Source organism: Stenotrophomonas sp. STEN022, assembly GCF_056760155.1.
The window spans coordinates 16,351-40,386 of the sequence record NZ_JBRREG010000031.1 but is presented as its reverse complement, the minus strand read 5'-3'; the positions used below and the strand labels follow the sequence as shown (position 1 = coordinate 40,386).

19 protein-coding genes and 1 tRNA gene are annotated in these 24,036 nt (G+C 62.3%); all 20 read left to right on the top strand.

Annotated features, from left to right (window positions below):
- Positions 1-26 precede the first annotated feature (26 nt).
- Positions 27-779: an NADH-quinone oxidoreductase subunit C gene (locus ACVOMF_RS08740; protein ID WP_481508926.1), complete on the top strand. Its 753-nt coding sequence runs from the start codon at positions 27-29 to the stop codon at positions 777-779.
- A gap of 89 nt (positions 780-868) precedes the next feature.
- Positions 869-2,098, top strand: a complete 1,230-nt coding sequence (locus tag ACVOMF_RS08735) for an NADH-quinone oxidoreductase subunit D (RefSeq protein WP_282268443.1) — start codon at positions 869-871, stop codon at positions 2,096-2,098.
- Positions 2,099-2,189: 91 nt separating this feature from the next.
- The gene (nuoE, locus tag ACVOMF_RS08730) at positions 2,190-2,717 is read left to right on the top strand and encodes an NADH-quinone oxidoreductase subunit NuoE (RefSeq protein ID WP_282268404.1); all 528 of its coding nucleotides are present in this window, start codon (positions 2,190-2,192) and stop codon (positions 2,715-2,717) included.
- Positions 2,718-2,720: 3 nt separating this feature from the next.
- Entirely contained in the window at positions 2,721-4,058 is a 1,338-nt protein-coding gene (gene nuoF / locus ACVOMF_RS08725) for an NADH-quinone oxidoreductase subunit NuoF (RefSeq protein WP_282268405.1), read from the top strand.
- The gene (gene nuoG, locus ACVOMF_RS08720) at positions 4,055-6,289 is read left to right on the top strand and encodes an NADH-quinone oxidoreductase subunit NuoG (RefSeq protein ID WP_481508925.1); all 2,235 of its coding nucleotides are present in this window, start codon (positions 4,055-4,057) and stop codon (positions 6,287-6,289) included. Before nuoF ends, nuoG begins: the two co-directional genes overlap by 4 nt.
- A complete protein-coding gene (nuoH, locus tag ACVOMF_RS08715; protein ID WP_481508924.1) occupies positions 6,286-7,380 on the top strand; it encodes an NADH-quinone oxidoreductase subunit NuoH in 1,095 nt (364 codons plus the stop codon). The genes nuoG and nuoH overlap by 4 nt, the downstream gene beginning before the upstream one ends.
- A 3-nt stretch (positions 7,381-7,383) precedes the next feature.
- Positions 7,384-7,872: an NADH-quinone oxidoreductase subunit NuoI gene (gene nuoI / locus ACVOMF_RS08710; protein WP_282268409.1), complete on the top strand. Its 489-nt coding sequence runs from the start codon at positions 7,384-7,386 to the stop codon at positions 7,870-7,872.
- Positions 7,873-7,881: 9 nt separating this feature from the next.
- Positions 7,882-8,535 (top strand): NADH-quinone oxidoreductase subunit J, encoded by a 654-nt coding sequence (locus ACVOMF_RS08705; protein WP_282268411.1) that lies wholly within the window; start codon positions 7,882-7,884, stop codon positions 8,533-8,535.
- A complete protein-coding gene (gene nuoK, locus ACVOMF_RS08700; RefSeq protein ID WP_054656949.1) occupies positions 8,532-8,837 on the top strand; it encodes an NADH-quinone oxidoreductase subunit NuoK in 306 nt (101 codons plus the stop codon). The genes ACVOMF_RS08705 and nuoK overlap by 4 nt, the downstream gene beginning before the upstream one ends.
- 7 nt (positions 8,838-8,844) lie before the next feature.
- Positions 8,845-10,959: an NADH-quinone oxidoreductase subunit L gene (gene nuoL / locus ACVOMF_RS08695; protein ID WP_481508923.1), complete on the top strand. Its 2,115-nt coding sequence runs from the start codon at positions 8,845-8,847 to the stop codon at positions 10,957-10,959.
- A gap of 19 nt (positions 10,960-10,978) precedes the next feature.
- Positions 10,979-12,490 (top strand): NADH-quinone oxidoreductase subunit M, encoded by a 1,512-nt coding sequence (locus ACVOMF_RS08690; RefSeq protein ID WP_481508922.1) that lies wholly within the window; start codon positions 10,979-10,981, stop codon positions 12,488-12,490.
- 36 nt (positions 12,491-12,526) lie between these two features.
- Entirely contained in the window at positions 12,527-13,984 is a 1,458-nt protein-coding gene (gene nuoN / locus ACVOMF_RS08685) for an NADH-quinone oxidoreductase subunit NuoN (RefSeq protein ID WP_481508921.1), read from the top strand.
- Between the two features lie 202 nt (positions 13,985-14,186).
- Positions 14,187-14,263 (top strand) — tRNA-Met (locus tag ACVOMF_RS08680).
- A 197-nt stretch (positions 14,264-14,460) separates the two neighbouring features.
- On the top strand, positions 14,461-15,048 hold the full coding sequence (gene rimP / locus ACVOMF_RS08675) for a ribosome maturation factor RimP (RefSeq protein ID WP_481508920.1): 588 nt from the start codon (positions 14,461-14,463) through the stop codon (positions 15,046-15,048).
- A 4-nt stretch (positions 15,049-15,052) separates the two neighbouring features.
- Positions 15,053-16,564 carry a transcription termination factor NusA gene (gene nusA, locus ACVOMF_RS08670; protein WP_481508919.1) on the top strand — a complete coding sequence of 504 codons (1,512 nt, stop codon included), beginning with the start codon at positions 15,053-15,055 and terminating at the stop codon, positions 16,562-16,564.
- A 95-nt stretch (positions 16,565-16,659) separates the two neighbouring features.
- Entirely contained in the window at positions 16,660-19,284 is a 2,625-nt protein-coding gene (gene infB, locus ACVOMF_RS08665; RefSeq protein ID WP_481508918.1) for a translation initiation factor IF-2, read from the top strand.
- A gap of 170 nt (positions 19,285-19,454) precedes the next feature.
- A complete protein-coding gene (gene rbfA, locus ACVOMF_RS08660) occupies positions 19,455-19,844 on the top strand; it encodes a 30S ribosome-binding factor RbfA (RefSeq protein WP_481508917.1) in 390 nt (129 codons plus the stop codon).
- Positions 19,845-19,956: 112 nt separating this feature from the next.
- Positions 19,957-20,868, top strand: a complete 912-nt coding sequence (gene truB / locus ACVOMF_RS08655; protein ID WP_481508916.1) for a tRNA pseudouridine(55) synthase TruB — start codon at positions 19,957-19,959, stop codon at positions 20,866-20,868.
- Between the two features lie 182 nt (positions 20,869-21,050).
- Positions 21,051-21,311 (top strand): 30S ribosomal protein S15, encoded by a 261-nt coding sequence (gene rpsO / locus ACVOMF_RS08650; RefSeq protein ID WP_057626688.1) that lies wholly within the window; start codon positions 21,051-21,053, stop codon positions 21,309-21,311.
- A gap of 146 nt (positions 21,312-21,457) precedes the next feature.
- On the top strand, positions 21,458-23,566 hold the full coding sequence (pnp, locus tag ACVOMF_RS08645) for a polyribonucleotide nucleotidyltransferase (protein ID WP_481508915.1): 2,109 nt from the start codon (positions 21,458-21,460) through the stop codon (positions 23,564-23,566).
- Positions 23,567-24,036 lie beyond the last annotated feature (470 nt).

The following is a 24,036-nucleotide window of genomic DNA, read 5'->3' as shown; positions in this document are numbered from 1 at the left end:
TTCAAATCAAGAGCACGCCAGCCCCCATGGCCCAGCAAGCACCTTCTCTCATCGATAAACTTCGCGCCCGTTTTGCCGGTGCGCAGGTTGTGGTGGTCGAACCGCGCGGCGAAGTAACGCTGGAAGTGGCTGTTGCCGATTGGCACGCAACCGCTCTGGCGCTGCGTGACGAATTCGGTTTCGAGCACGCCACCGACCTGTGCGGCGTCGATTACCTTGGTTACGGCAGCGACGAGTGGGATACCTCGGACGTTTCCTCGCACGGCTTCAGCCGTGGCGTGGAGGGCAATGGCGCGGGCCGTTTCGCCTGGGGTGAATTCCCCAGCCACGAAACCGCCGAAGGTGCCCAGCCGGACGCACTGCCGAAACAGCGTTTCGCGGTGGTCTGCCAGTTGCGCTCCTACCAGCACAACCAGCTGCTGCGCATCCGTTGCTACGCACCCAGCGAATCGCTGCCGGTGGTGGCCTCGCTGACCGACATCTATCCGGGCCTGAACTGGTTCGAGCGCGAAGCGTTCGACTTGTATGGCGTGATCTTCGAAGGTCACCCGGACCTGCGTCGCATCCTGACCGACTACGGTTTCGTGGGCCATCCTTTCCGCAAGGATTTCCCGCTGATCGGCAACGTCGAAGTGCGTTACGACGAAGAAAAGAAGCGTGTGGTCTACGAGCCGGTGACTTCGGTCGAGCCGCGCGTAGGCGTGCCGCGTGTTATCCGCGACGATGCCCGTTTCCAGACCGCTGAAGGCGAGCGCGCGCAGACGGAGGCAAGCAAGTGAGTGCGGACGTAAAGAAGGAATTCCACCAGGCTTCGCAGGCCTTTGCGAGCAATCCTGCCGAAGCGAAGCAGGAAATCCGCAACTACACCATGAACTTCGGCCCGCAGCACCCGGCTGCGCACGGTGTGTTGCGCCTGATCCTGGAAATGGACGGCGAGACCATCATGCGCGCCGATCCGCATATCGGCCTGCTGCACCGCGCGACCGAGAAGCTGGCCGAGTCCAAGCCGTTCAACCAGTCGATCGGTTACATGGATCGCCTGGATTACTGCTCGATGATGTGCAACGAGCACGCCTATGTCCGTGCCATCGAAACCCTGGTGGGTATCGAAGTGCCGGAGCGTGCGCAGTACATCCGCACCATGTTCGACGAAGTCACCCGCATCTTGAACCACTTGATGTGGCTGGGTTCCAACGCGCTCGATCTGGGCGCGATGGCGGTGATGCTGTATGCCTTCCGTGAGCGCGAAGAGCTGATGGACTGCTACGAAGCAGTCTCTGGCGCGCGCATGCACGCGGCGTACTACCGCCCGGGCGGCGTGTACCGTGACCTGCCGGACACGATGCCGAAGTACAAGGAGTCGCGTTGGCACAAGGGCAATGCTCTGAAGCGTCTGAATGCTTCGCGCGAGGGCTCGCTGCTCGACTTCCTGGAGAATTTCACCAAGGAGTTCCCGGGTCGCGTCGACGAGTACGAAACCCTGCTGACCGATAACCGTATCTGGAAACAGCGTACCGTCGGCATCGGCGTTATTACCCCGGAACACGCGCTGGCCTGGGGTATGACCGGCGTGATGCTGCGTGGTTCGGGCATTGCCTGGGATCTGCGCAAGAAGCAGCCGTACGCCAAGTACGACGCGGTCGATTTCGACCTGCCGCTGGGCACCAAGGGCGACTGCTACGACCGTTACCTGGTGCGTATTGCCGAGATGCGTGAATCCAACCGCATCATCAAGCAGTGCGTGGCTTGGCTGAAGGCCAATCCGGGCCCGGTGATGGTCAAGAACTTCAAGGTTGCCCCGCCTGCTCGCGCCGAGATGAAGGACGACATGGAAGCGCTGATCCATCACTTCAAGCTGTTCAGCGAAGGCTACTGCGTGCCGGCTGGCGAAACCTATGCGGCGGTTGAAGCGCCCAAGGGCGAGTTCGGCTGCTACCTGGTCTCCGACGGTGCCAACAAGCCGTTCCGCGCCCACTTGCGCGCGCCGGGCTTCGCCCACCTGTCCTCGATCGATTCGGTCGTGCGCGGTCACATGCTGGCCGACGTGGTGGCAATGATCGGCACCTACGACCTCGTGTTCGGTGAGGTTGACCGGTAATGCCGGCGGATCAGACATCGTCCGTTGCCTGCGCGGTCCAGCCGCCGCAGGCATCGGTTTTTCAGCTTTTGGTATTCGTTGAGGTCGGCCTATGAAGGCGACGGGTAATTTCGAGGCGGCGCGCAACGTCGACCCGATGGTGGTGTTGAGCGACAAGACGCGCGCTCACATCGATCACTGGCTGTCCAAGTTCCCGCCGGATCGCAAGCGTTCTGCGGTGCTGCAGGGTCTGCATGCCGCACAGGAGCAGAACCAGGGCTGGCTGAGCGACGAGCTGATCGCCGGCGTGGCCAAGTACCTGGACCTGCCGTTCGTGTGGGCGTACGAAGTTGCAACCTTCTACTCGATGTTCGAGACCGAGAAGGTTGGCCGCAACAACGTCGCGATCTGCACCAACGTCAGCTGCTGGCTCAATGGCGCCGACGACATCGTCCGCCATTGCGAGAAGAAGCTGGGCATCAAGCACGGTGAATCGACCGCTGACGGCCGCGTCTACCTCAAGAAAGAGGAAGAGTGCCTGGCTGGCTGCGCCGGTGCGCCGATGATGGTCATCAACGGTCACTACCACGAGCGCCTGACGCTGGACCAGGTCGATGCGCTGCTGGACGGGCTGGAGTAAGGCATGGCACACCACGAATCCAAGGGCCCGGTCGGACCGGCGCCGCTTCCGCACAACGTGGTCTACACCACGCTGCATTACGACACCCCGTGGTCGTACGAAAGCTATCTGAAGACCGGTGGCTACGCCGCGCTGCGCAAGATCCTCGAAGAGAAGATCCCGCCGGCCGACGTCATCGAGATGGTCAAGCAGTCCGGCCTGCGTGGCCGTGGCGGCGCTGGCTTCCCGACCGGCCTGAAGTGGTCCTTCATGCCCAAGGGTGATGTGCAGAAGTACATCCTCTGCAACTCGGATGAATCCGAGCCGGGCACCTGCAAGGACCGCGACATCCTGCGCTACAACCCGCATTCGGTCGTGGAAGGCATGGCGATTGCCTGCTACGCCACCGGCTCGACCGCGGCGTACAACTACCTGCGCGGTGAGTTCCACCACGAGCCGTTCGAGCACTTCGAGCAGGCCCTGGCCGATGCCTACAAGCACGGCTGGCTGGGCAAGAACGTGCTGGGCAGCGGTTGCGACATCGATATCTATGGCGCACTCGGCGCCGGCGCCTACATCTGCGGCGAAGAAACCGCACTGATGGAATCGCTGGAAGGCAAGAAGGGCCAGCCGCGTTACAAGCCGCCGTTCCCGGCCAACTTCGGCCTGTACGGCAAGCCGACCACGATCAACAACACTGAGACCTATGCCTCGGTGCCAGCGATCATCCGCAACGGCGCGGAGTGGTTCAAGAACCTGAGCCTGACCAATAACGGCGGCCCGAAGTGCTTCTCGGTCTCCGGCTGCGTGACCAAGGGCGGCAACTTCGAAGTTCCGTTGGGCACCACCTTCGACGACCTGCTGGCAATGGCCGGTGGTCTGCGTCCGGGCCGCAAGCTGAAGGGCGCAATCCCCGGCGGCGTGTCGATGCCGGTGCTGACCGCCGAGCAGCTCAATGGGCTGGCGATGGACTACGACACCATCCGTGCACTGGGCTCTGGCCTGGGTTCGGGTGCCATCGTGGTGCTGGATGACAGCGTCTGCTGCGTCAAGTTCGCCTGCCGCATCAGCCAGTTCTTCCACAAGGAATCCTGTGGCCAGTGCACCCCGTGCCGTGAAGGCACCGGCTGGATGCACCGCGTGCTGGAGCGCATCGTCGCCGGCCAGGCGACGATGGAAGACCTGCATCAGCTGAAGACGGTTGCCGGGCAGATTGAAGGCCACACCATCTGTGCGTTCGGTGAGGCGGCAGCGTGGCCGATTCAAGGCTTCCTGCGCCAGTTCTGGAACGAATTCGAGTACTACATCGTCAACGGTCATTCGATGGTTGACGGCAAGAAGGTGGAGACTGCTGCCGCATGAGCGCGCAACCGGTAAATCCCAATGTACCGCCGGATCACGTGACCATCGATATCGATGGTCAGTCCCTGGTCGTACCCAAGGGTTCGATGATCATCCAGGCCGCCGACAAGGCTGGCATCCCGATTCCTCGCTTCTGCTACCACGAGAAGCTGCCGATCGCTGCAAACTGCCGCATGTGCCTGGTCGACGTTGAAAAGTCGCCCAAGCCGTCGCCGGCCTGCGCTACCCCGGTCATGGATGGCATGAAGATCCAGACCCGCAACGAGAAGGCGCTCAAGTACCAGCGTTCGGTGATGGAGTTCCTGCTCATCAACCACCCGCTGGACTGCCCGATCTGCGACCAGGGCGGCGAGTGCGAGCTGCAGGACGTGTCGCTGGGTTACGGCCGTTCGGTCAGCCGCTTCAACGAGCGCAAGCGCGTCGTGGTCGACGAGGACATGGGGCCGCTGGTCGCCACCGAGATGACCCGCTGCATCCAGTGCACCCGTTGCGTGCGCTTCACCGCTGAAGTCGCTGGCACCTACGAGCTGGGTGGCATGTCGCGTGGTGAAAACCTGCAGATCGGCACCTACGACGGCAAGCCGTTGACCACCGAGCTGTCCGGCAACGTCATCGACGTGTGCCCGGTCGGCGCGCTGACCAACAAGGTGTTCCAGTTCAAGGCACGTCCGTGGGAGCTGACCGCACGCGAATCGCTGGGTTACCACGACGCGATGGGCTCGAACCTGTTCCTGCACACCCGTCGCGGCGAAGTGCTGCGTGCGGTGCCGCGTGACAACGAGCTGGTCAACGAGTGCTGGCTGTCCGATCGCGATCGTTATTCGCACCAGGGCCTGTATGCGGCCGACCGCGCGGTCAAGCCGCTGCAGAAGGTCAATGGCGAGTGGAAGGAAGTGAGCTGGGCCGAAGGTCTGGCCGCTGCCCGCGAAATCTTCGAAGCCAACCGTGGCGACGAGCTCGGCGTGCTGGTGCACCCGGCTACCTCGAACGAGGAGGGTGCATTGCTGGCCCGCCTGGCCGCTGGCCTGGGTTCGAACAACATCGACCACCGCATCAACAACCGCGACTTCTCCGATGCACCGGTTGCCGAAGCGTTTGGCATGTCGCTGGCCGATATCGAACACGCCGATCAGATCGTCGTGCTGGGTAGCAATATCCGCCACGAGCTGCCGCTGCTGCACGCTCGCCTGCGCAAGGCGCAGACCAGCAACGGCGCCAAGATTCATTCGATCAACCCGGTCGATTTCGACTTCGCGTTCAAGCTGGCTGGCAAGCACATCGTTGCACCGTCGCGCTTCGTCGAGACGCTGGGCAATGCGCAGCTGGTCGACGCGGTGAAGGGCGGCAACAACACCGTCATCATCGTCGGCGCGATTGCTGAGAATCACCCGCAGGCCGCTGCCATCCGTGCCGCTGCCAGCGCGTTTGCCACTGCCACCGGCGCCAAGCTGTGCCGCATCCCGCAGGGTGCGAATGCCGTGGGCCTGGCCCAGGTTGGCGTGCTGCCGGCCGGCAAGGATGTCAATGCAATGCTGGCGCAGCCGCGCAAGGCCTATGCCCTGTACGGCATCGAGCCGGGCCTGGACTTCGCCGATACCGCCGCTGCCCGCAAGGCGCTGGCCGGTGCCAAGGTCGTGGCCTTCAGCCACTTCGCCTGCGCCTCGACCCGCGATGTCGCCGATGTGATCCTGCCGATTGGCGCGCTGCCGGAAATCGACGCAACGCTGACCAATCTGGATGGCCGCAACCAGGTCGCCCGTGCTGGCGGCAAGCTGCAGGGCGAGGCCCGCGAGGGCTGGCGCGTGCTGCGTGCGCTGGGTGGTGACATGCAGTTGGCCGGCTTCGGTTTCACCGATCTGGCAGGCCTGCGTGCCGGCCTGCAGCCGGTCTCGGTCAAGGTTGCTGCTTCGGCGCAGCCGCAGCTGGCAGGCGAGGGCTTCGAAGTGGCTTCGACCCCGGCGATCTACCGTACCGATGCTGTCGTGCGTCGTGCGCAGGCGCTGCAGTCGCATCCGCTCAACAACGACCCACGCATCGTGCTCAATGCCGATGACGCCGCGCGTCTGCAGCTGAGCGAAGGTCAGATGGCCAAGGTCGGTACCGACGCTGGTCGCGCCACGCTGTCGGTTGTGGTCGACGCGCGCGTCGCCGCCGGTACGGTGTGGATTGAATCGGGCCACGGCGCAACCGCGCCGCTGGGTGCCGCTCGGGTAACGGTGGTGGCTGCATGAACGAGTTGCTGTTAAACGCGATCGAGCCCTTGTTCCAGTGGTTCATGTCCCTGGGTGACATCGGTATCGTGCTGTGGACGGTGATCAAGATCCTCTTGATCGCCATGCCGGTGATCATTTCGGTTGCCTTCTACGTGTTGTGGGAGCGCAAGCTGATCGGCTGGATGCACGTGCGTCACGGGCCGATGTATGTCGGTCTGGGCGGCCTGCTGCAGGCCTTCGCCGACGTCACCAAGCTGCTGTTCAAGGAAATCATTGCCCCGGCCAGCGCACACAAGGCGATGTACATCATCGCGCCGCTGATCGTGCTGGCACCGTCGTTCGCGGCGTGGGCAGTGGTTCCGTTCGACTACAAGCTGGTGCTGTCCAACGCCAACGTCGGTCTGCTGTACCTGCTGGCGATGACCTCGCTGGGCGTGTATGGCGTGATCCTCGCCGGTTGGGCCTCCAACTCCAAGTACGCCTTCCTCGGTGCGATGCGTTCGGCCGCTCAGGTGGTCAGCTACGAAATCGCAATGGGCTTTGCTCTGGTCGGCGTGATGATTGCTGCCGGCAGCTTGAACCTGACCGATATCGTGCTGGCGCAGAAGGGTAGTTCGGGTCTGTTCGACTGGTTCCTGCTGCCGCTGTTCCCGCTGTTCGTCGTGTACTGGGTGTCCGGCGTTGCCGAAACCAACCGCGCGCCGTTCGACGTGGTGGAAGGCGAGTCGGAAATCGTTGCCGGTCACATGGTGGAGTACTCCGGCGGTGCGTTCGCACTGTTCTTCCTGGCCGAGTACGCCAACATGATCCTGGTCAGCTTCCTGATCTCGATCTTCTTCCTCGGTGGCTGGCTGAGCCCGCTCCAGGGTTGGATCACGGCCGACATCTCGCCGTGGATCAACTGGATCTGGACCGGCGGTTGGCCGTGGCTGCTGCTCAAGGTGCTGTTCTTCGCCAGTGCGTACATCTGGTTCCGTGCCAGCTTCCCGCGCTTCCGTTATGACCAGATCATGCGTCTGGGCTGGAAGGTGTTCATCCCGCTGACCATTTTCTGGATCGCGGTGACGGCACTGATGGTGTTCTACGGCGTGATCCAGAAGGGCGTTTGATTCATGAATAAGATCACCCACTATTTCAAAAGCCTGCTGCTCCTGGAGTTGCTCGGCGGCTTGTGGCTGACGTTGAAATACACGTTCAAGCCCAAGTACACCGTGATGTACCCGATGGAGAAGTTCCCGCAGTCGCCGCGTTTCCGTGGCCTGCACGCCCTGCGGCGTTACCCCAACGGTGAAGAACGCTGCATTGCCTGCAAACTGTGCGAAGCGGTGTGCCCGGCACTGGCGATCACCATCGACTCGGCCAAGCGCGAAGACGGCACCCGCCGTACCACGCGTTACGAAATCGATCTGTTCAAGTGCATCTTCTGCGGCTTCTGCGAAGAAAGCTGCCCGGTGGACTCGATCGTCGAGACCCACATTCTCGAGTACCACTTCGAGAAGCGTGGCGAGAACGTCATCACCAAGCCGCAGCTGCTGGCAATTGGCGACCGGCTTGAAGCCGAAATCGCCGAGCGCCGTGCCGCCGACGCCGCCTTCCGCTGAGGTCTTGAGATGGATTGGGTAAATATTTGTTTCTGGTTCTTCTCCATCATTGCCGGCATTTCCGCGGCAGCGGTGATCAGTGTGCGCAACCCGGTGTACGCCGTGCTGTGCTTGATCCTGACCTTCTTCTCCATTGCCTGCGTCTGGTTGCTGGTGGGGGCCGAGTTCCTCGGTGTCACCCTGGTGCTGGTCTACGTTGGCGCGGTGATGGTGTTGTTCCTGTTCGTGGTGATGATGCTGGACATCGATACCACCAACCTGCGTGAAGGCTGGGTGCGTTACCTGCCGGTCGGCCTGGTGGTCGCGGTGGTGATGTTGGTGCAGATGCTGACCCTGATCGGGGTCAAGGCACGTACCGCGCCGTTCCCGGTGGACAACGCCGCTGCGGTGGCCGCCGATACGTCCAACATCACCTGGCTGGCACGCAGCCTGTTCACTGAATACCTGCTGCCGTTCGAGTTCGCGGCCGTGATCCTGACCGTGGCCGTGGTGGCAGCTGTGATGCTGACCCTGCGTCGCCGTGAAGGCCTGAAGACGCAGAACCCGACCGAGCAGACCATGACCAAGGCAAAAGACCGCCTGCGCATGGTCAAGATGGCCGCCGAGAAGCCGGTGGTGCAGGTCGATACGCAACATGACGGTGGCGAGGAGGCCAAGCCATGATTTCCCTGGGCCATATGCTTGCGCTGGGCGCGGTGATGTTCTGCATCAGCGTCGCCGGCATCTTCCTCAACCGCAAGAACATCATCGTGTTGTTGATGTCGATCGAACTGATGCTGTTGTCGGTGAACATCAACTTCATCGCCTTCTCGCGTGAGCTGGGCGACACCGCCGGTCAGCTGTTCGTGTTCTTCATCCTGACCGTGGCCGCAGCCGAAGCTGCAATCGGCCTCGCGATCCTGGTGACCTTGTTCCGTACTCGCCACACCATCAACGTGGGCGAAGTCGATTCGCTGAAGGGCTGATCCGAAGATGGAAATCACTCTCTCCAAGAGTCTGTTGATTGCAGTGGTGCTTGCACCGCTGTTCGGCAGCATCATCGCCGGCCTGTTCGGTCGTCAGGTGGGGCGCAAGGGCGCCCAGTACATCACCATCCTGGGCGTGGCCATCAGCTGCGGCCTGTCGGCTTACATCTTCTCCCAGCTGTTGTGGGGCGGGGCACAGCCGTACAACCAGAACGTCTACACCTTCTTTGAAGTCGGCCAGTACGCGGCCCACGTCGGTTTCATGATCGACCGCATGACCGCGATGATGATGGTGGTGGTGACCTTCGTGTCGCTGCTGGTCCACATCTACTCGATCGGCTACATGTCCGAAGACGACGGCTACCAGCGTTTCTTCAGCTACATCTCGCTGTTCACCTTCTCGATGCTCACCTTGGTGATGAGCAACAACTTCCTGCAGCTGTTCTTTGGCTGGGAAGCGGTGGGCCTGGTGTCGTACCTGTTGATCGGTTTCTACTTCAAGAAGCCGACCGCCATTTTCGCCAACATGAAGGCCTTCCTGGTCAACCGCGTTGGTGACTTCGGCTTCCTGCTCGGCATCGCTGGCATCCTGTGGGCCTTTGGCTCGCTGGACTACGCCACCGTGTTCGCCAATGCCAGCACCGTGCTGGGCACCGACACGACCGGTCACGCCATGGTGCAGCTGATCGGCGACAACCAGTGGAGCGTGGCGACCATCATCTGCATCTGCCTGTTCATCGGTGCGATGGGCAAGTCGGCACAGGTGCCGTTGCACGTGTGGCTGCCGGACTCAATGGAAGGCCCGACCCCGATCTCGGCACTGATCCACGCCGCGACCATGGTCACGGCGGGTATCTTCATGGTCACCCGTATGTCGCCGCTGTTCGAGCTGTCGCAGACCGCGTTGGACTTCATCCTCTTCATCGGTGCCACCACCGCGTTCTTCACCGGCCTGATCGGCATCGTGCAGACCGATATCAAGCGCGTGGTTGCGTACTCCACCTTGTCGCAGCTGGGCTACATGACGGTTGCACTGGGCGTGTCGGCCTACTCGGGCGCCGTGTTCCACCTGATGACCCACGCCTTCTTCAAGGCGCTGCTGTTCCTGGGTGCCGGTTCGGTGATCATGGGCATGCACCATGAGCAGAACATGATGAAGATGGGCGGCCTGCGCAAATACATGCCGATCACCCACATCACCATGTGGATCGGTACGCTGGCCCTCGTGGGTACGCCGTTCTTCGCCGGTTTCTACTCGAAGGACACCATCATCGAAGCTGCCGCGATGCACGCGCATGCTGCCGATGCTGGCTGGGTTGCCCTGTACGGTTACTGGGCGGTGCTCGGTGGCGTCATCGTCACCAGTTTCTACAGCTTCCGCCTGCTGTTCCTGACCTTCTTCGGCAAGGAACGCTTCCGCGACGCACATGATGATCACCACGCCGATCATGGCCACGGCCACGATGACCACCACGGTCACGGTGCGCACGAGCCGCACGAGTCGCCGCTGGTGGTGACCGTGCCACTGATCCTGCTGGCGATCCCGTCCATCCTGATCGGCTTCTTCACCATCGGCCCGATGCTGTTTGGTACCGGTTGGGACGGCCATGCTGCCGCTGGCGGCATTCCCGGCCAGGCCATGTCGTTCTTCACCGGCATCGTCGACTTCTACGACCCGGCGCGTGACACCATTGCCGAAGTCGGCAAGGAGTTCTGGCACGGTTCGGTGGCCTATGCGATACACGGCATGCAGATGCCGGCGTTCTGGCTGACGGTTGCAGGTTTCGCGCTGGCCTGGGTGTTCTACATCTGGAAGCCGGAACTGGCAGGACAGGCTCGCAAGACCCTTGCACCGGTGGTTTCGGTGCTGGAAAACAAGTACGGCTTCGACAAGCTCTGGATCGACGGCTTTGCCGGCGGTGGTGTGCAGCTCGGCAAGGCCGCCCGTGCCGTTGATAGCACGGTCGTTGATGGGGTGATGGTCAATGGTTCGGCGCGTCTGGTCGACCTGGCTGCCAACCTGTTGCGCCGCACCCAATCCGGTTTCCTCTACCACTACGCGTTCGCGATGATCATCGGCCTGATTGCCCTGTTGGGCGTGCTGATGCATTTCTGGCGTTGACCTGTACGGAATAGAAGACGTGTCGAACTGGCCTCTACTTAGTATTCTCATTTGGCTGCCGATCATCGGCGGCGCATTGATCCTGGCTCTGCGCAACGCCCAGGCCGCCCGTTGGGCGTCCCTGGCGGTGGCACTGCTCACTTTCCTGCTCAGCCTCGGTCTGCTCAGCGGTTACGACCGCGCCGCTGCCGATGTGATGCAGTTCGTCGAACAGCATCCCTGGATCCCGGCGTTCGACATCGGCTACAACCTGGCCGTCGACGGTATCGCCATTGCCCTGATCCTGCTGACCACGCTGATCGGCGTGTTGGCACTGATCGGTGCCTGGGGCGTGGTCGACAAACGCGTCAACCAGTACGTGGCCGCCTTCCTGATCCTGGAAGGCGTGACGGTCGGCATTTTCGCAGCCACCGACGCGATGCTGTTCTACGTGTTCTTCGAAGCCATGCTGATCCCGATGTTCCTGATCATCGGCGTCTGGGGCGGTCCGCGTCGTATCTACGCGGCGATGAAGTTCTTCCTGTACACCTTCCTCGGCTCGGTGCTGATGCTGGTGGCACTGATCTATCTGTACCTGAAGGGCGGCAGCTTCCAGCTGGTTGACCTGTATCAGCTGCAGCTGTCGGGCAAGGAGCAGACCTGGATATTCTTCGCCTTCCTGATCGCTTTCGCGGTCAAGGTGCCGATGTTCCCGGTGCACACCTGGCTGCCGGACGCGCACGTTGAGGCGCCGACCGCCGGTTCGGTGATCCTGGCCGCGATCGCACTGAAGATTGGTGGCTACGGCTTCCTGCGCTTCAACCTGCCGATCGTTCCGGACGCGAGTCACGAGTGGGCCTGGCTGGTGATCGCGCTGTCGCTGGTGGCGGTGATCTACGTCGGCCTGGTGGCGATGGTGCAGGACGACATGAAGAAGCTGATTGCTTATTCGTCGGTCGCACATATGGGTTTCGTCACTCTGGGTACGTTCATTGCGCTGTGGCTGGTTCGTGACGCCGGTAGTGCCGATGCAGCCCGCCTGGGCCTGCAGGGCGCCATGGTGCAGATGATCTCGCACGGCTTTGTGTCCGGCGCGATGTTCTCCTGCGTGGGCGTGCTGTATGACCGCATGCACAGTCGCCGCATCGCCGATTACGGCGGCGTGGTCAATGTGATGCCGTGGTTCGCAGCGTTCGCACTGCTGTTCTTCATGGCCAACTCCGGCCTGCCGGGTACCAGCGGCTTCGTTGGCGAGTTCATGATCGTGCTGGCTGCATTCCAGTGGAACCCGCTGGTTGCTTTGGGCGCCGCGACCACGCTGATCATCAGTGCTGCTTATTCGCTGTGGCTGTACAAGCGCGTGTTCTTCGGTGAAGTGGGCAATGCCCACGTCGCCGAGCTGAAGGATATGAATGGTCGCGAGTGGCTGGTAATGACCGTGTTTGCGGTCGGTACGCTGGTGCTGGGCTTCTATCCCAAGCCGCTGACCGATCTGATGGAGCCGTCCATCGCCCATCTGGCGATGCAGATCGCTTCAAGCAAGCTGCTGTAAGCGGCTCGTCGAGAGTATTGATTCCAGGATTTGATGATGACCACGCCGACGCCTCTGCCGTTGACCATGACCGACCTGCTGCCGTTGCTGCCCGAACTGGTAGTGATTGGCGGTGCCTTTGCCCTGCTGATCCTTGATCTGTTCATCAGCGCCAGGCACAAGGTCTGGACCCACTTCATTTCGGTGGCGATCCTCGCTGTCGCCTTCATCATGCTGCTGAACGGCGCGGGCGGGCAGGGCGAGGTGTTCCACGGGATGTTCATCCGCGACAACGCTGCCGACGTCATGAAGACCGTCGTGGTGCTGGTCAGTGGCCTGAGCCTGATCTACGGCTGGAGCTACCTGCGCGAGCGCAATCTGTACCAGGGCGAGATCCCGGTGCTGATCCTGTTCGCCACCGCCGGCATGATGATCCTGGTTTCGGCCGGCAGCCTGCTGATGGTCTACCTGGGCCTGGAGCTGCTGGCGCTGTGTTCCTATGCGCTGGTTGCCAGCAATCGTGAGAACAAGCTCGCTGCCGAAGCTGGCATGAAGTACATCGTGCTCGGTTCGCTGGCCTCTGGCTTGTTGCTGTACGGCATGTCGCTGATCTATGGCGCCACCGGCTCGCTGCACCTGGACGTGATCCACGCTTCCATCGCCCATTCCGATGAGCGCCTGCTGTTGTTGACCGGTGCGGTGTTCATGGTCGCCGGCGTTGCCTTCAAGCTCGGCGCGGCACCGTTCCACATGTGGCTGCCAGACGTGTATCAGGGCGCCCCCGCTCCGATCGCGCTGTTCATCAGCTCGGCACCGAAGCTGGCTGCATTTGGCATGGCTTACCGCCTGCTGGAAATGGGCGTTGGCCCGCTGTCGACCGAGCTGCAGTACGTGCTGGCCGGCCTGGCCGCGCTGTCGCTGGTCATCGGTAACCTGATGGCGATCGCCCAGACCAACCTGAAGCGCATGCTGGCGTACTCGACCGTGTCGCACATCGGCTTCCTGCTGATGGGTATCGCCGGCGGCGGCGAGGCGGGCTATTCGGCCGCGCTGTTCTACGCCATCGCCTACGCCATCATGTCGACCGCGGCATTCGGCGCGATCATCGCGATGTCGCGTGCCGGTTTTGAGGCTGAGAACATCGAAGACTTCAAGGGCCTGAACGCACGCAGCCCGTGGATGGCCGGCCTGGTCCTGTGCATCATGGCGTCGCTGGCCGGCATCCCACCGTTCCTGGGCTTCTGGACCAAGCTGTCGGTGCTGAGCGCGGCCGTCAACGGTGGCCTGCTGTGGCTGGCCATGGTTGGTGTGTTGTGTGCGGTGATTGGTTGCTTCTACTACCTGCGCGTCATCAAGGTCATGTACTTCGATGAGCCGGTAGGTGAGCCGCTGCCGCGCAACAATGACCGCATCCTGGGTATCGTGCTGGGCGTGAATTCCGTGCTGTTGCTGTTCCTGCCGCTCGGTTTGGGCCCGATCATGGAGTGGATGCGCAATTCTTTTGCACATTTGTAATAAAAAACGTTACAAATCTGCGCGAAGTGTGTATTATTCATCTCCTGAGTTGACGACCTAACCGCCTAGCGGAAAGGTCGGAACCACCTGATAAGTGGTTCAACCGGAAGGGTTTTTCCGGGTTTCTCCAGCTTCTTGAGAGAAACGCGAAGTAAATAAGTCTTGCATTATCGGCTTGGTTACTTCATAATTCCGCTTCTGATGCGGGGTGGAGCAGTCTGGCAGCTCGTCGGGCTCATAACCCGAAGGTCGCAGGTTCAAATCCTGCCCCCGCTACCAGCTTCGGTCTTTGCAACACGATGTGTTGATGAGGCAAAAGTTGGGCTCGCAAGAACGGCTGCTTCCGTTCTTGCAACCGGGATCCGGTCATCGGATCCAAACGGACAAAGGGCCCATTTGGGCCCTTTGCTGTTTCTGGAAATCAGAAACCCCGGTTGGGTGACAACCGTTCTCTAACTTACGAATCAAGGCTGGCTGTGAGCGACAAGGCTACTGAAATCGCGAATCTGCTGGGCCCCACCGTGCAGGCGTTGGGGCTCGAGTTGCTTGGCGCCGAATATCTGCCGGCCCCGGGCGGCGCAACGTTGCGCCTGTATATCGACGTGCCGTTGGCTGAGCAGCCTGAGCGCATGGTCAACGTTGAAGACTGCGAGCGGGTGAGCCGCGAGGTTTCCGCGCAGCTGGACGTCGAGGACCCGATCAGCGGCAATTACACGCTGGAAGTGTCTTCGCCGGGCGTGGACCGTCCGTTGTTCTCGCTGGAGCAGTTCGAGCGCGCCATTGGTGAATCCGCCAAGGTCGGCTTGAAGCTGCCGCAGGAAAACCGCCGTCGCCTGCAGGGTGAAATTGCCGCGGTTGACCAGGAGCAGGGCACGGTGACCTTCGTGGTCGACAACAAGCCGTTCGTGGCTTCGTTCGACAACATCGACAAGGCACGCATCATTCCGGACTGGGCCGCTTTGGGCCTGGCACCGACCAAACCGACGGGTCCGGCCCCCAAGCAGGGCAAGACCAAGAATAATTCCAATAACGAAACGGCGGCCAAAAAGCCGCGCGCGGAGTGAGCCGATGAGCAAGGAACTTTTGCTGGTAGTTGACGCAGTCGCCAACGAGAAGGGCGTGCCGCGTGAGGTCATTTTTGACGCGATCGAGGCCGCACTGGCTTCTGCCGCGAAGAAGCGTTATGCCGAGGAAGAAGTCCTGGCGCGCGTTTCGATCAACCACAAGGACGGCACCTACGAAACTTTCCGTCGCTGGGAAGTGGTCGCTGATGACGTCGTGATGGAGTCGCCGGACCGTCAGATCCGTTTGATGGACGCTATCGATGAAGCCGACGGCGTTGAAGTCGGCGACTACATCGAAGAGCAGATTGAAAACCCCGATTTCGGCCGTATCGCAGCGCAGGCTGCCAAGCAGGTCATCGTCCAGCGCGTGCGCGAAGCCGAGCGCCAGCAGGTGGTGGATGCATGGAAGGACCGCGTTGGCGAACTGGTCACCGGTGTGGTCAAGCGCGCTGAGCGTGGCAACATCTATGTCGATCTGGGTGGCAATGCCGAAGCCTTCATTCCGAAGGACAAGGGCATTCCGCGTGACGTGCTGCGTGCCGGCGACCGCGTGCGCGGTTACCTGGCTGAAGTGCGTTCGGAGCCGCGTGGCCCGCAGCTGTTCATCAGCCGCGCTGCCCCGGAATTCATGATCGAGCTGTTCAAGCTGGAAGTGCCGGAAGTCGGCCAGGGCCTGGTTGAGATCAAGGCCTGTGCACGTGACCCGGGCGACCGCGCCAAGATCGCCGTGCTGGCCCATGACAGCCGCACCGATCCGATCGGCGCCTGCATCGGCATGCGCGGTTCGCGCGTGCAGGCGGTGTCCAACGAGCTCAATGGTGAGCGCGTGGATATCGTGTTGTGGAATGAAAACCCGGCCAACTTCGTCATCAACGCGATGGCACCGGCTGAAGTGCAGTCGATCATCGTTGACGAAGAAAAGCATTCGATGGACCTGGCCGTGGCGGAAGACCGTCTGGCCCAGGCAATCGGCAAGGGCGGCCAGAACGTGCGTCTGGCCAGCCGCCTGACCGGTTGGCAGCTGAATGTGATGACCCAGGACCAGGTAACCGCCAAGTCGGAAGCCGAACAGGGCGTCGCCCGACAGCTGTTCATGGACAAGCTGGAAGTGGACGAAGAAATCGCCGGCATCCTGGTGTCCGAAGGTTTTGGTACGGTGGAAGAAATCGCCTACGTGCCGGTTGGTGAGTTGCTGGCAGTGGAAGGCTTCGACGAAGATATCGTCGAAGAACTCCGCGCCCGCGCCCGCGATGCGCTGCTCAATGAAGCGCTGGCGGTGGAAGAGGGTGCTGACGGCGGTGTGCCGGCAGCAGATCTGCTGGCACTGAAGGGCATGGATGAGGCGACCGCGTACGCGCTGGCTGGCCACGGCGTGCGCACAAGTGAGGATCTGTCGGATCTGGCTGCCGACGAGGTTCTGGAGTTCGGCATCGAGGGCATGGATCTGGAGCGCGCCGCGGCGTTGGTCCTGGCAGCCCGCGCCGAGGAGATCGCCCGCCTGGAGCGCGGCGAATGAGCCAGCGATGAACAGTGCCCTGAGCCGCTCAGGGCGTAGACTCCGCGCTGCCTTCGTTCGTGACGAGGGGGCGCAAACAAGATCATAGGATCCGAATGTCGCAGCAAACCACCATCCGCAAGCTCGCCGAACTGGTCAACACGCCGGTCGAGAAACTGCTTGAGCAGCTGTCCCAGGCCGGGATGAAGTTCAGCGGTCCCGACCAGGTCGTGACCAGTACCGAGAAAGTGAAGCTGCTTGGCTTCCTCCGCCGTTCGCATGGCAAGGAAGAGCAGCCGGTCGAAGACGCCGAAGCCGCAGCCAAGAAGATCACCCTGAACCGCCGCAAACATCAGGAAGTGACCGTCAACGCTGGCCGCAGCAAGACCACCGTCAATGTGGAAGTGCGCCAGAAGCGTACTTACACCAAGCCGGAAGGTGGCAAGCCTGCAATGACGCCGGACGAAGAGCGCGCAGACATCCTGCGCAAGCTCGAAGAATCGCGCCAGCGCAATCTCGACGAACAGCGCATGCTGGCCGAGAAGGATCGTGCCCGCGACGAAGGCATTGCAGCCAAGAAGGCCGCCGAGGAAGCCGAAGCCGCACGCATCGAGGCCGAGAAGGCTGCTGCTGAAGCCGCCGCCAAGGCCGCTGCTGCAAAGCCGGCACCCGAAGTTGAAGCGCCGGCGCCGCGCGCCGCACGCCCGGCCGCTGCTGCACCGGCCCGCGCGCCCGCCCGCGAGGAGCGTGGCAACAACGCCAATGCCAATGCAAAGTCAGGCAAGCGCAACGAAGGTGGGGATGGCAACCGTTTCGGTGGCCAGCTGCACCTGTCGGCGTCTGACCGTGCCCGTCGTGGCAACAGCAGCAACACGAATTCGCGCGGTCGTCCGGGTGCGCGTGCACCGCAGGGCCGCCGTGGCAATGAAGCAGCACGTAGTGGTGGTGGCAGCCACGCCTTCGAACGTCCGACCGCACCGGTGGTGCGTGAAGTCGCCGTTGGCGACACCATCACCGTCGCCGATCTGGCGCAGAAGCTCGCGCTCAAGGGCGGCGAGGTGGTGAAGGCGCTGTTCAAGATGGGCGTGATGGCGACCATCACCCAGACCATCGACCATGACACTGCGGCACTGGTTGTCGAAGAGCTCGGCCACAACGTGGTTCGCGCCAACGCCAACGATGCTGAAGACGCACTGCTGGCCATCACTGGCGCTGATGAGCGCGTGGCGGTGCCGCGTGCACCGGTCGTGACCATCATGGGCCACGTCGATCACGGCAAGACCTCGCTGCTGGACTACATGCGCCGCACCAAGGTTGCCAATGGCGAAGCCGGTGGCATCACCCAGCACATCGGTGCTTACCATGTGACCACGCCGAAGGGCGTGATCAGCTTCCTCGATACCCCGGGCCACGCCGCGTTCACCTCGATGCGTGCCCGTGGTGCGCAGTTGACCGACATCGTGGTGGTGGTTGTCGCCGCCGACGATGGCGTGATGCCGCAGACCAAGGAAGCCATCCAGCACGCTCGCGCCGCAAACGCGCCGATCGTGGTGGCGATCAACAAGATCGACAAGTCGTCCGCCGACCCGATGCGTGTCAAGAACGAATTGCTTGCCGAGCAGGTCGTGGCCGAAGACTTCGGTGGCGATGTGCAGATGGTGGAGATCTCGGCCAAGACTGGCCAGGGCATCGACGACCTGCTGGATGCAATTTCGCTGCAGGCCGAAGTGCTGGAACTGAAGGCCGTGGCCGACGGCCGCGCCAACGGCGTGGTCATCGAATCCTCGCTGGACAAGGGCCGTGGCCCGATCGCAACGGTGCTGGTGCAACAGGGTCTGCTGAAGAAGGGCGACTACCTGGTGTGTGGTATCCAGTACGGCCGCGTGCGTGCACTGTTCGACGAAACCGGTGCCCAGGTCTCCGAAGCGGGTCCGTCGATTCCGGTGCAGGTGCTGGGTCTGTCGGGTGTGCCGGAAGCCGGTGATGACTTCGTCGTGGTTGAAGACGAGCGTCTGGCCAAGGACGTCGCGCAGACGCGTGAAACCAAGCGTCGCGAGTCGCGCCTGGTCGCCACTGCCGGCAGCCGCATGGAAGACATCATGTCGCAGCTGGGCAAGGGCGAAGGCCAGCAGGTGCTGAACCTGTTGATCAAGGCCGACGTGCAGGGTTCGGTGCAGGCACTGAGCCAGGCGCTGGTTGCGTTGTCCAACGACGACATCCGCATCAACGTGATCCACTCCGGCGTGGGCGGCATCACCGAGTCCGACGCCAACTCGGCCGTGGCTTCCAAGGCCACCGTCATCGGCTTCAACGTGCGTGCGGATGCTTCGGCCCGTCGCATCATTGAATCCAACGGCGTTGACCTGCGTTACTTCTCGATCATCTATGACGTGATCGACCAGGTGAAGCAGGTGGCATCCGGTCTGCTCGGCGTGGAAATCCGCGAAGAGATCATCGGTATCGCCCAGGTTCGCGACGTGTTCCGCAGCTCCAAGTTCGGCGCGGTTGCAGGCTGCATGATCATCGAAGGCGTGGTGAAGCGGAACAAGCCGATCCGCGTGCTGCGCGACAGCGTGGTGGTGTTCGAGGGCGAGCTGGAATCGCTGCGTCGCTTCAAGGAAAACGTCGAGGAAGTTCGCAACGGTACCGAGTGCGGTATTGGCGTGAAGGCTTACAACGACGTCAAGCCGGGCGACCAGATCGAGTGCTTCGAGCGTATCGAAGTGCCGCGCACGCTGTAACGGCTGCGATCGAGGTGCCGGGAGTCGGGATGCGCCAAGGCGGGTCCCAGCGAGCGGGGCCTCTACCGGCCGGGTCGGGGAATCGTCAGTTGTGGCCGTGAAAGCGGTTGCGGCGGGCGGTTCCCTTCCGGTTTCATCGAAATTCACTCTTTATTGCTGATACTTGCCCGATGCCTAAGACTTTCCATCGTACCGACCGTGTTTCTGCGCAGATCCGCCGTGATCTGGGCACGCTGGTGCATGCCGCCGTGCGTGAATTCGGCCTGCCTTCGGTCAGTGTGTCGGACGTGGAAGTCACCCGTGACATGGCCCACGCCAAGATCTTCGTGACCGCGCTGATGCCGGAACGTGCGGATGAGGCGATGAAGGGGCTGCGCGAGCTGACCGTTGAGCTGCGCATGTCGCTGGCCAAGGCGATGAAGTTGCGGCATGTGCCGGAGCTGCATTTCCACTACGACGATTCGGTCGATCGTGGTGAGCGCATCGACAATCTGCTGCGCGACCTGGCGCCGGCACCGGACCCCGGGTCCGACGCCGACAGCGGCCCCGATAAAGCGTAATCGCAGCAGCCCGTAAGGGCTGTTGTCATGTCTGGCCTGCGCATTGGCGCAGGTGACTTTTCTGTTCTCTGCCGGCTGCGCTGAACGCGCGGCGGCCCGCTCATGGTGTTGCATGCGTCCCAGAATTCAATTCCGCCGCCTGGATGGCATCGTTCTGCTCGACAAGCCGGCAGGCATGAGCTCCAACACCGCGCTGCAGGTTGCGCGTCGCCTGTTCCGTGCCGAGAAGGGCGGTCATACCGGCAGCCTTGATCCGCTGGCCACCGGTCTTCTGCCGCTGTGTTTTGGCGAAGCGACCAAGATCGCCGGCCTGTTGCTGGGCTCGGCCAAGGCCTATGACGCCGAAATCCGGCTTGGTAGCACCACTGATACCGATGATGCCGACGGCGCGGTGCTGCGCCAGCGGCCGGTACCTGAATTCAGTGATGCGCAGTTGCAGGCGGCCTTGGCCAGCCTGACTGGCACCATCCTGCAGCGGGCACCGATCTATTCGGCGCTGAAGCAGGGGGGCGAGCCGCTATATGCCAAGGCGCGTCGTGGCGAGGCCATCGAGGCCCCCGAGCGCGAAGTGCAGGTGCAGGCGATTGAAGTGCTGGCCCGTGAAGGCGAGCGCCTGTCGCTGCGCGTGACCTGCGGTTCTGGCACCTATATCCGCAGCATCGCCCGCGACCTTGGCGAGTTGCTGGGCTGTGGTGCACATGTCACCGCGCTGCGCCGGCTGTGGGTGGAGCCGTTCATGGCGCCGAAGATGATCGGCCTGGATGCGCTGCGCGCAGTAGCTGAATCCGGCGACGAAACCGCCTTGCTGGACTGGTTGCTGCCAATCGAGCAGGGCCTGAGCCAGTTCGCCCGGGTCGAGCTGGATGCCGCCCAGGCAGCGCGGTTCTGCCTTGGCCAACGCCTGCGCAATCAGGACTGGCCGGTAGGCCTGGTGGTGGTTTATGGCGAAGGCGGCCAACCGCTGGGCCTGGGCCAGGTGGAAGAGGGCGGGCGGCTGGGGCCGCAGCGCCGCTTCAATCTCTGAACGGGCCGCGGCGGACAGTACCTTTAAGACCACAGCCGCCTTGTCCCGGATGGTTGTGACCGTTACAATTTTGCGGCCCTAGAAAGGGCAACTGTCCACCTCGGTGGGCAGCCTATTAATCGGCGAGCTGTGCGGTGCGTCTTGAGGCGTTCCTGCTGGCCCCGCATCTGAAGAGAAAAACCATGTCGATCGACACCCAGAAAGTCATTGAAGAAAACAAGCGCGGCGCTGCTGATACCGGTTCCCCGGAAGTCCAGGTCGCCCTGCTGACCGCTCGCATTGAACTGCTGACCGGCCACTTCAAGGAACACAAGAAGGATCACCACAGCCGCCGTGGCCTGCTGCAGATGGTCAATCGCCGCCGTAGCCTGCTCGACTACCTGAAGAACAAGGATGTCGCACGCTATAAAGCATTGATCGAAAAGCTCGGCCTGCGCCGCTAATCGATACCCGCCGCGGCGCAGCGATGCGCCGCGGCTTTGTTTTTAGAGCTTCAAAATCGTAGTAGACCGGCCGGAACCGCCCGGCCAGCCGTTGCCGGCATGGGTTGGCAACGGACCAATCGAAGAAAGCATTTCAAGGATCCCCCGTGGCAAAAATCACCAAAACCTTCCAGTACGGCAAACACACCGTCACGCTTGAAACCGGCGAAATCGCCCGTCAGGCCGCCGGCGCAGTCATCGTCAAGATGGACGACACCGTGTTGCTGGTCACTGCCGTCGCCGCCAAGAGCGCGCGCGAAGGCCAGGACTTCTTCCCGCTGACCGTCGATTACCAGGAAAAGTTCTACGCCGGTGGCCGTATCCCGGGTGGCTTCTTCAAGCGTGAAGGCCGTGCGACCGAAAAAGAGACGCTGATCTCGCGCCTGATCGATCGCCCGATCCGTCCGCTGTTCCCGGAAGACTACAAGAACGAAGTGCAGATCATCGCCACGGTGATGTCGCTGAACCCGGAAGTGGACGGCGACATCGCCGCCCTGATCGGTGCTTCGGCCGCACTGTCGCTGGCCGGCACCCCGTTCAAGGGCCCGATCGGCGCTGCCAAGGTCGGTTACAAGGACGGCCAGTACATCCTCAACCCGACCGTGTCGGAGCTGAAGGAATCGCAGCTGGAGCTGGTGGTCGCAGGTACCGCCAACGCCGTGCTGATGGTGGAATCCGAAGCCGCACTGCTGTCCGAAGACGTGATGCTGGGCGCCGTGGCCCTAGGGGACCGCGGAATTCAGAAAGTGATGAACCCGCTCAACGCAAGGGCCCGTGAAACCCGCACCACACCCCGCGCCGGGGTTGCCCCCGCCGCGCCCCCCCCGCGGGTAAGCGCCCTGCAGGAAGCCGTCGGCGGCAAGCTCGGCGAAGCTTTCCAGGTGCGTGACAAGCTGCAGCGTCGTGACGCCATCTCGGCGATCAAGAAGGACGTGGTCGAGACCCTGGCTGGCCGCGTTGCCGCTGAAGGTTGGAACCCGGCCGAGCTGTCGAAGGAATTCGGCGAGCTGGAATACAGCACCATGCGCAACTCGGTGCTGGACACCAAGGTCCGCATCGACGGCCGTGCGCTGGACACCGTCCGCCCGATCGCCGTGAAGACCGGTGTGCTGCCGCGTACCCACGGTTCCTCGCTGTTCACCCGCGGTGAAACGCAGGCCATCGTGACCATCACCCTGGGCACCGCCCGTGATGGCCAGGTGATCGACGCCGTTGCCGGTGAGTACAAGGAAAACTTCCTGTTCCATTACAACTTCCCGCCCTACTCGGTCGGTGAGTGCGGTCGTTTCGGTGCGCCGAAGCGTCGTGAAATCGGCCACGGCCGTCTGGCCAAGCGCGGTGTGCTGGCTGTGATGCCGTCGCTGGAAGCCTTCCCGTACACCATCCGCGTGGTGTCGGAAATCACTGAATCCAACGGCTCCTCGTCGATGGCTTCGGTCTGCGGTTCCTCGCTGGCCCTGATGGACGCCGGCGTGCCGGTCAAGTCGCCGGTTGCTGGTATCGCCATGGGCCTGGTCAAGGAAGGCGAGCGTTTCGTCGTCCTGTCCGACATCCTGGGTGACGAAGATCACCTGGGCGACATGGACTTCAAGGTCGCTGGTACCGCCGAGGGCATCTCCGCCCTGCAGATGGATATCAAGATCGAAGGCATCACCGAAGAGATCATGAAGCAGGCACTGCAGCAGGCCAAGGCTGGCCGTCTGCACATCCTGGGTGAAATGGCCCACGGCCTGACCTCGCCGCGCGCCGAGCTGTCGGATTACGCGCCGCGTCTGCTGACCATCAAGATCCACCCGGACAAGATCCGCGAAGTGATCGGCAAGGGTGGTTCCACCATCCAGGCCATCACCAAGGAAACCGGCACCCAGATCGACATCCAGGACGATGGCACCATCACGATCGCTTCGGTGAACAACGCTGCTGCCCAGGCCGCCAAGGCCCGCATCGAGCAGATCACCTCGGACGTCGAGCCGGGCCGCATCTACGAAGGCAAGGTCGCCAAGATCATGGACTTCGGTGCATTCGTCACCATCCTGCCGGGCAAGGACGGTCTGGTCCACGTGTCGCAGATCTCCAGCGACCGCGTCGAGAAGGTCGGCGACGTGCTGAAGGAAGGCGATGTGGTCAAGGTCAAGGTGCTGGAAGTCGACAAGCAGGGCCGTATCCGCCTGTCGATGAAGGCCGTTGAAGAAGGCGAGGGCACCCCGGCCGAATAAGGCTGCGGTGTTGTATCGCTGAGAAGAAAAGCGGGCCTAGTGTCCGCTTTTCTTTTGCCTGTACGACAGCAGCCGAGCAGCCGTAGTGCCGAACCATGCTCGGCAGAGGCTTTCCAGGTAATCCATCGGTCTTGTGGGGACGGCGTCAGCCGCGAAGCTCGAGATCCGCCAGGTTGCAGGCATCACTCGAATTTCATTGCCGCCAGCTTCGCGGCTGACACCGCTCCCACAAAGAATGATGCTTATGCAGCCGTAGTGCCGAGCCATGCTCGGCAGAGGCCTTCCCGACAATTCTTCCATCTTGTGGGGGCGGTGTTAGCCGCGAAGCTGATGGTCGACAACTTGCCGGCCTGAATCAGCGCAGCATCGCTGCGCTCTACAGTAGCTACCCACTATCTCCGATCCGCCATCACCGGCTTTTGCCGATGGAATGCGAGCAGATGCCTGCCAGCATTCCCCAAGGCGCAAAC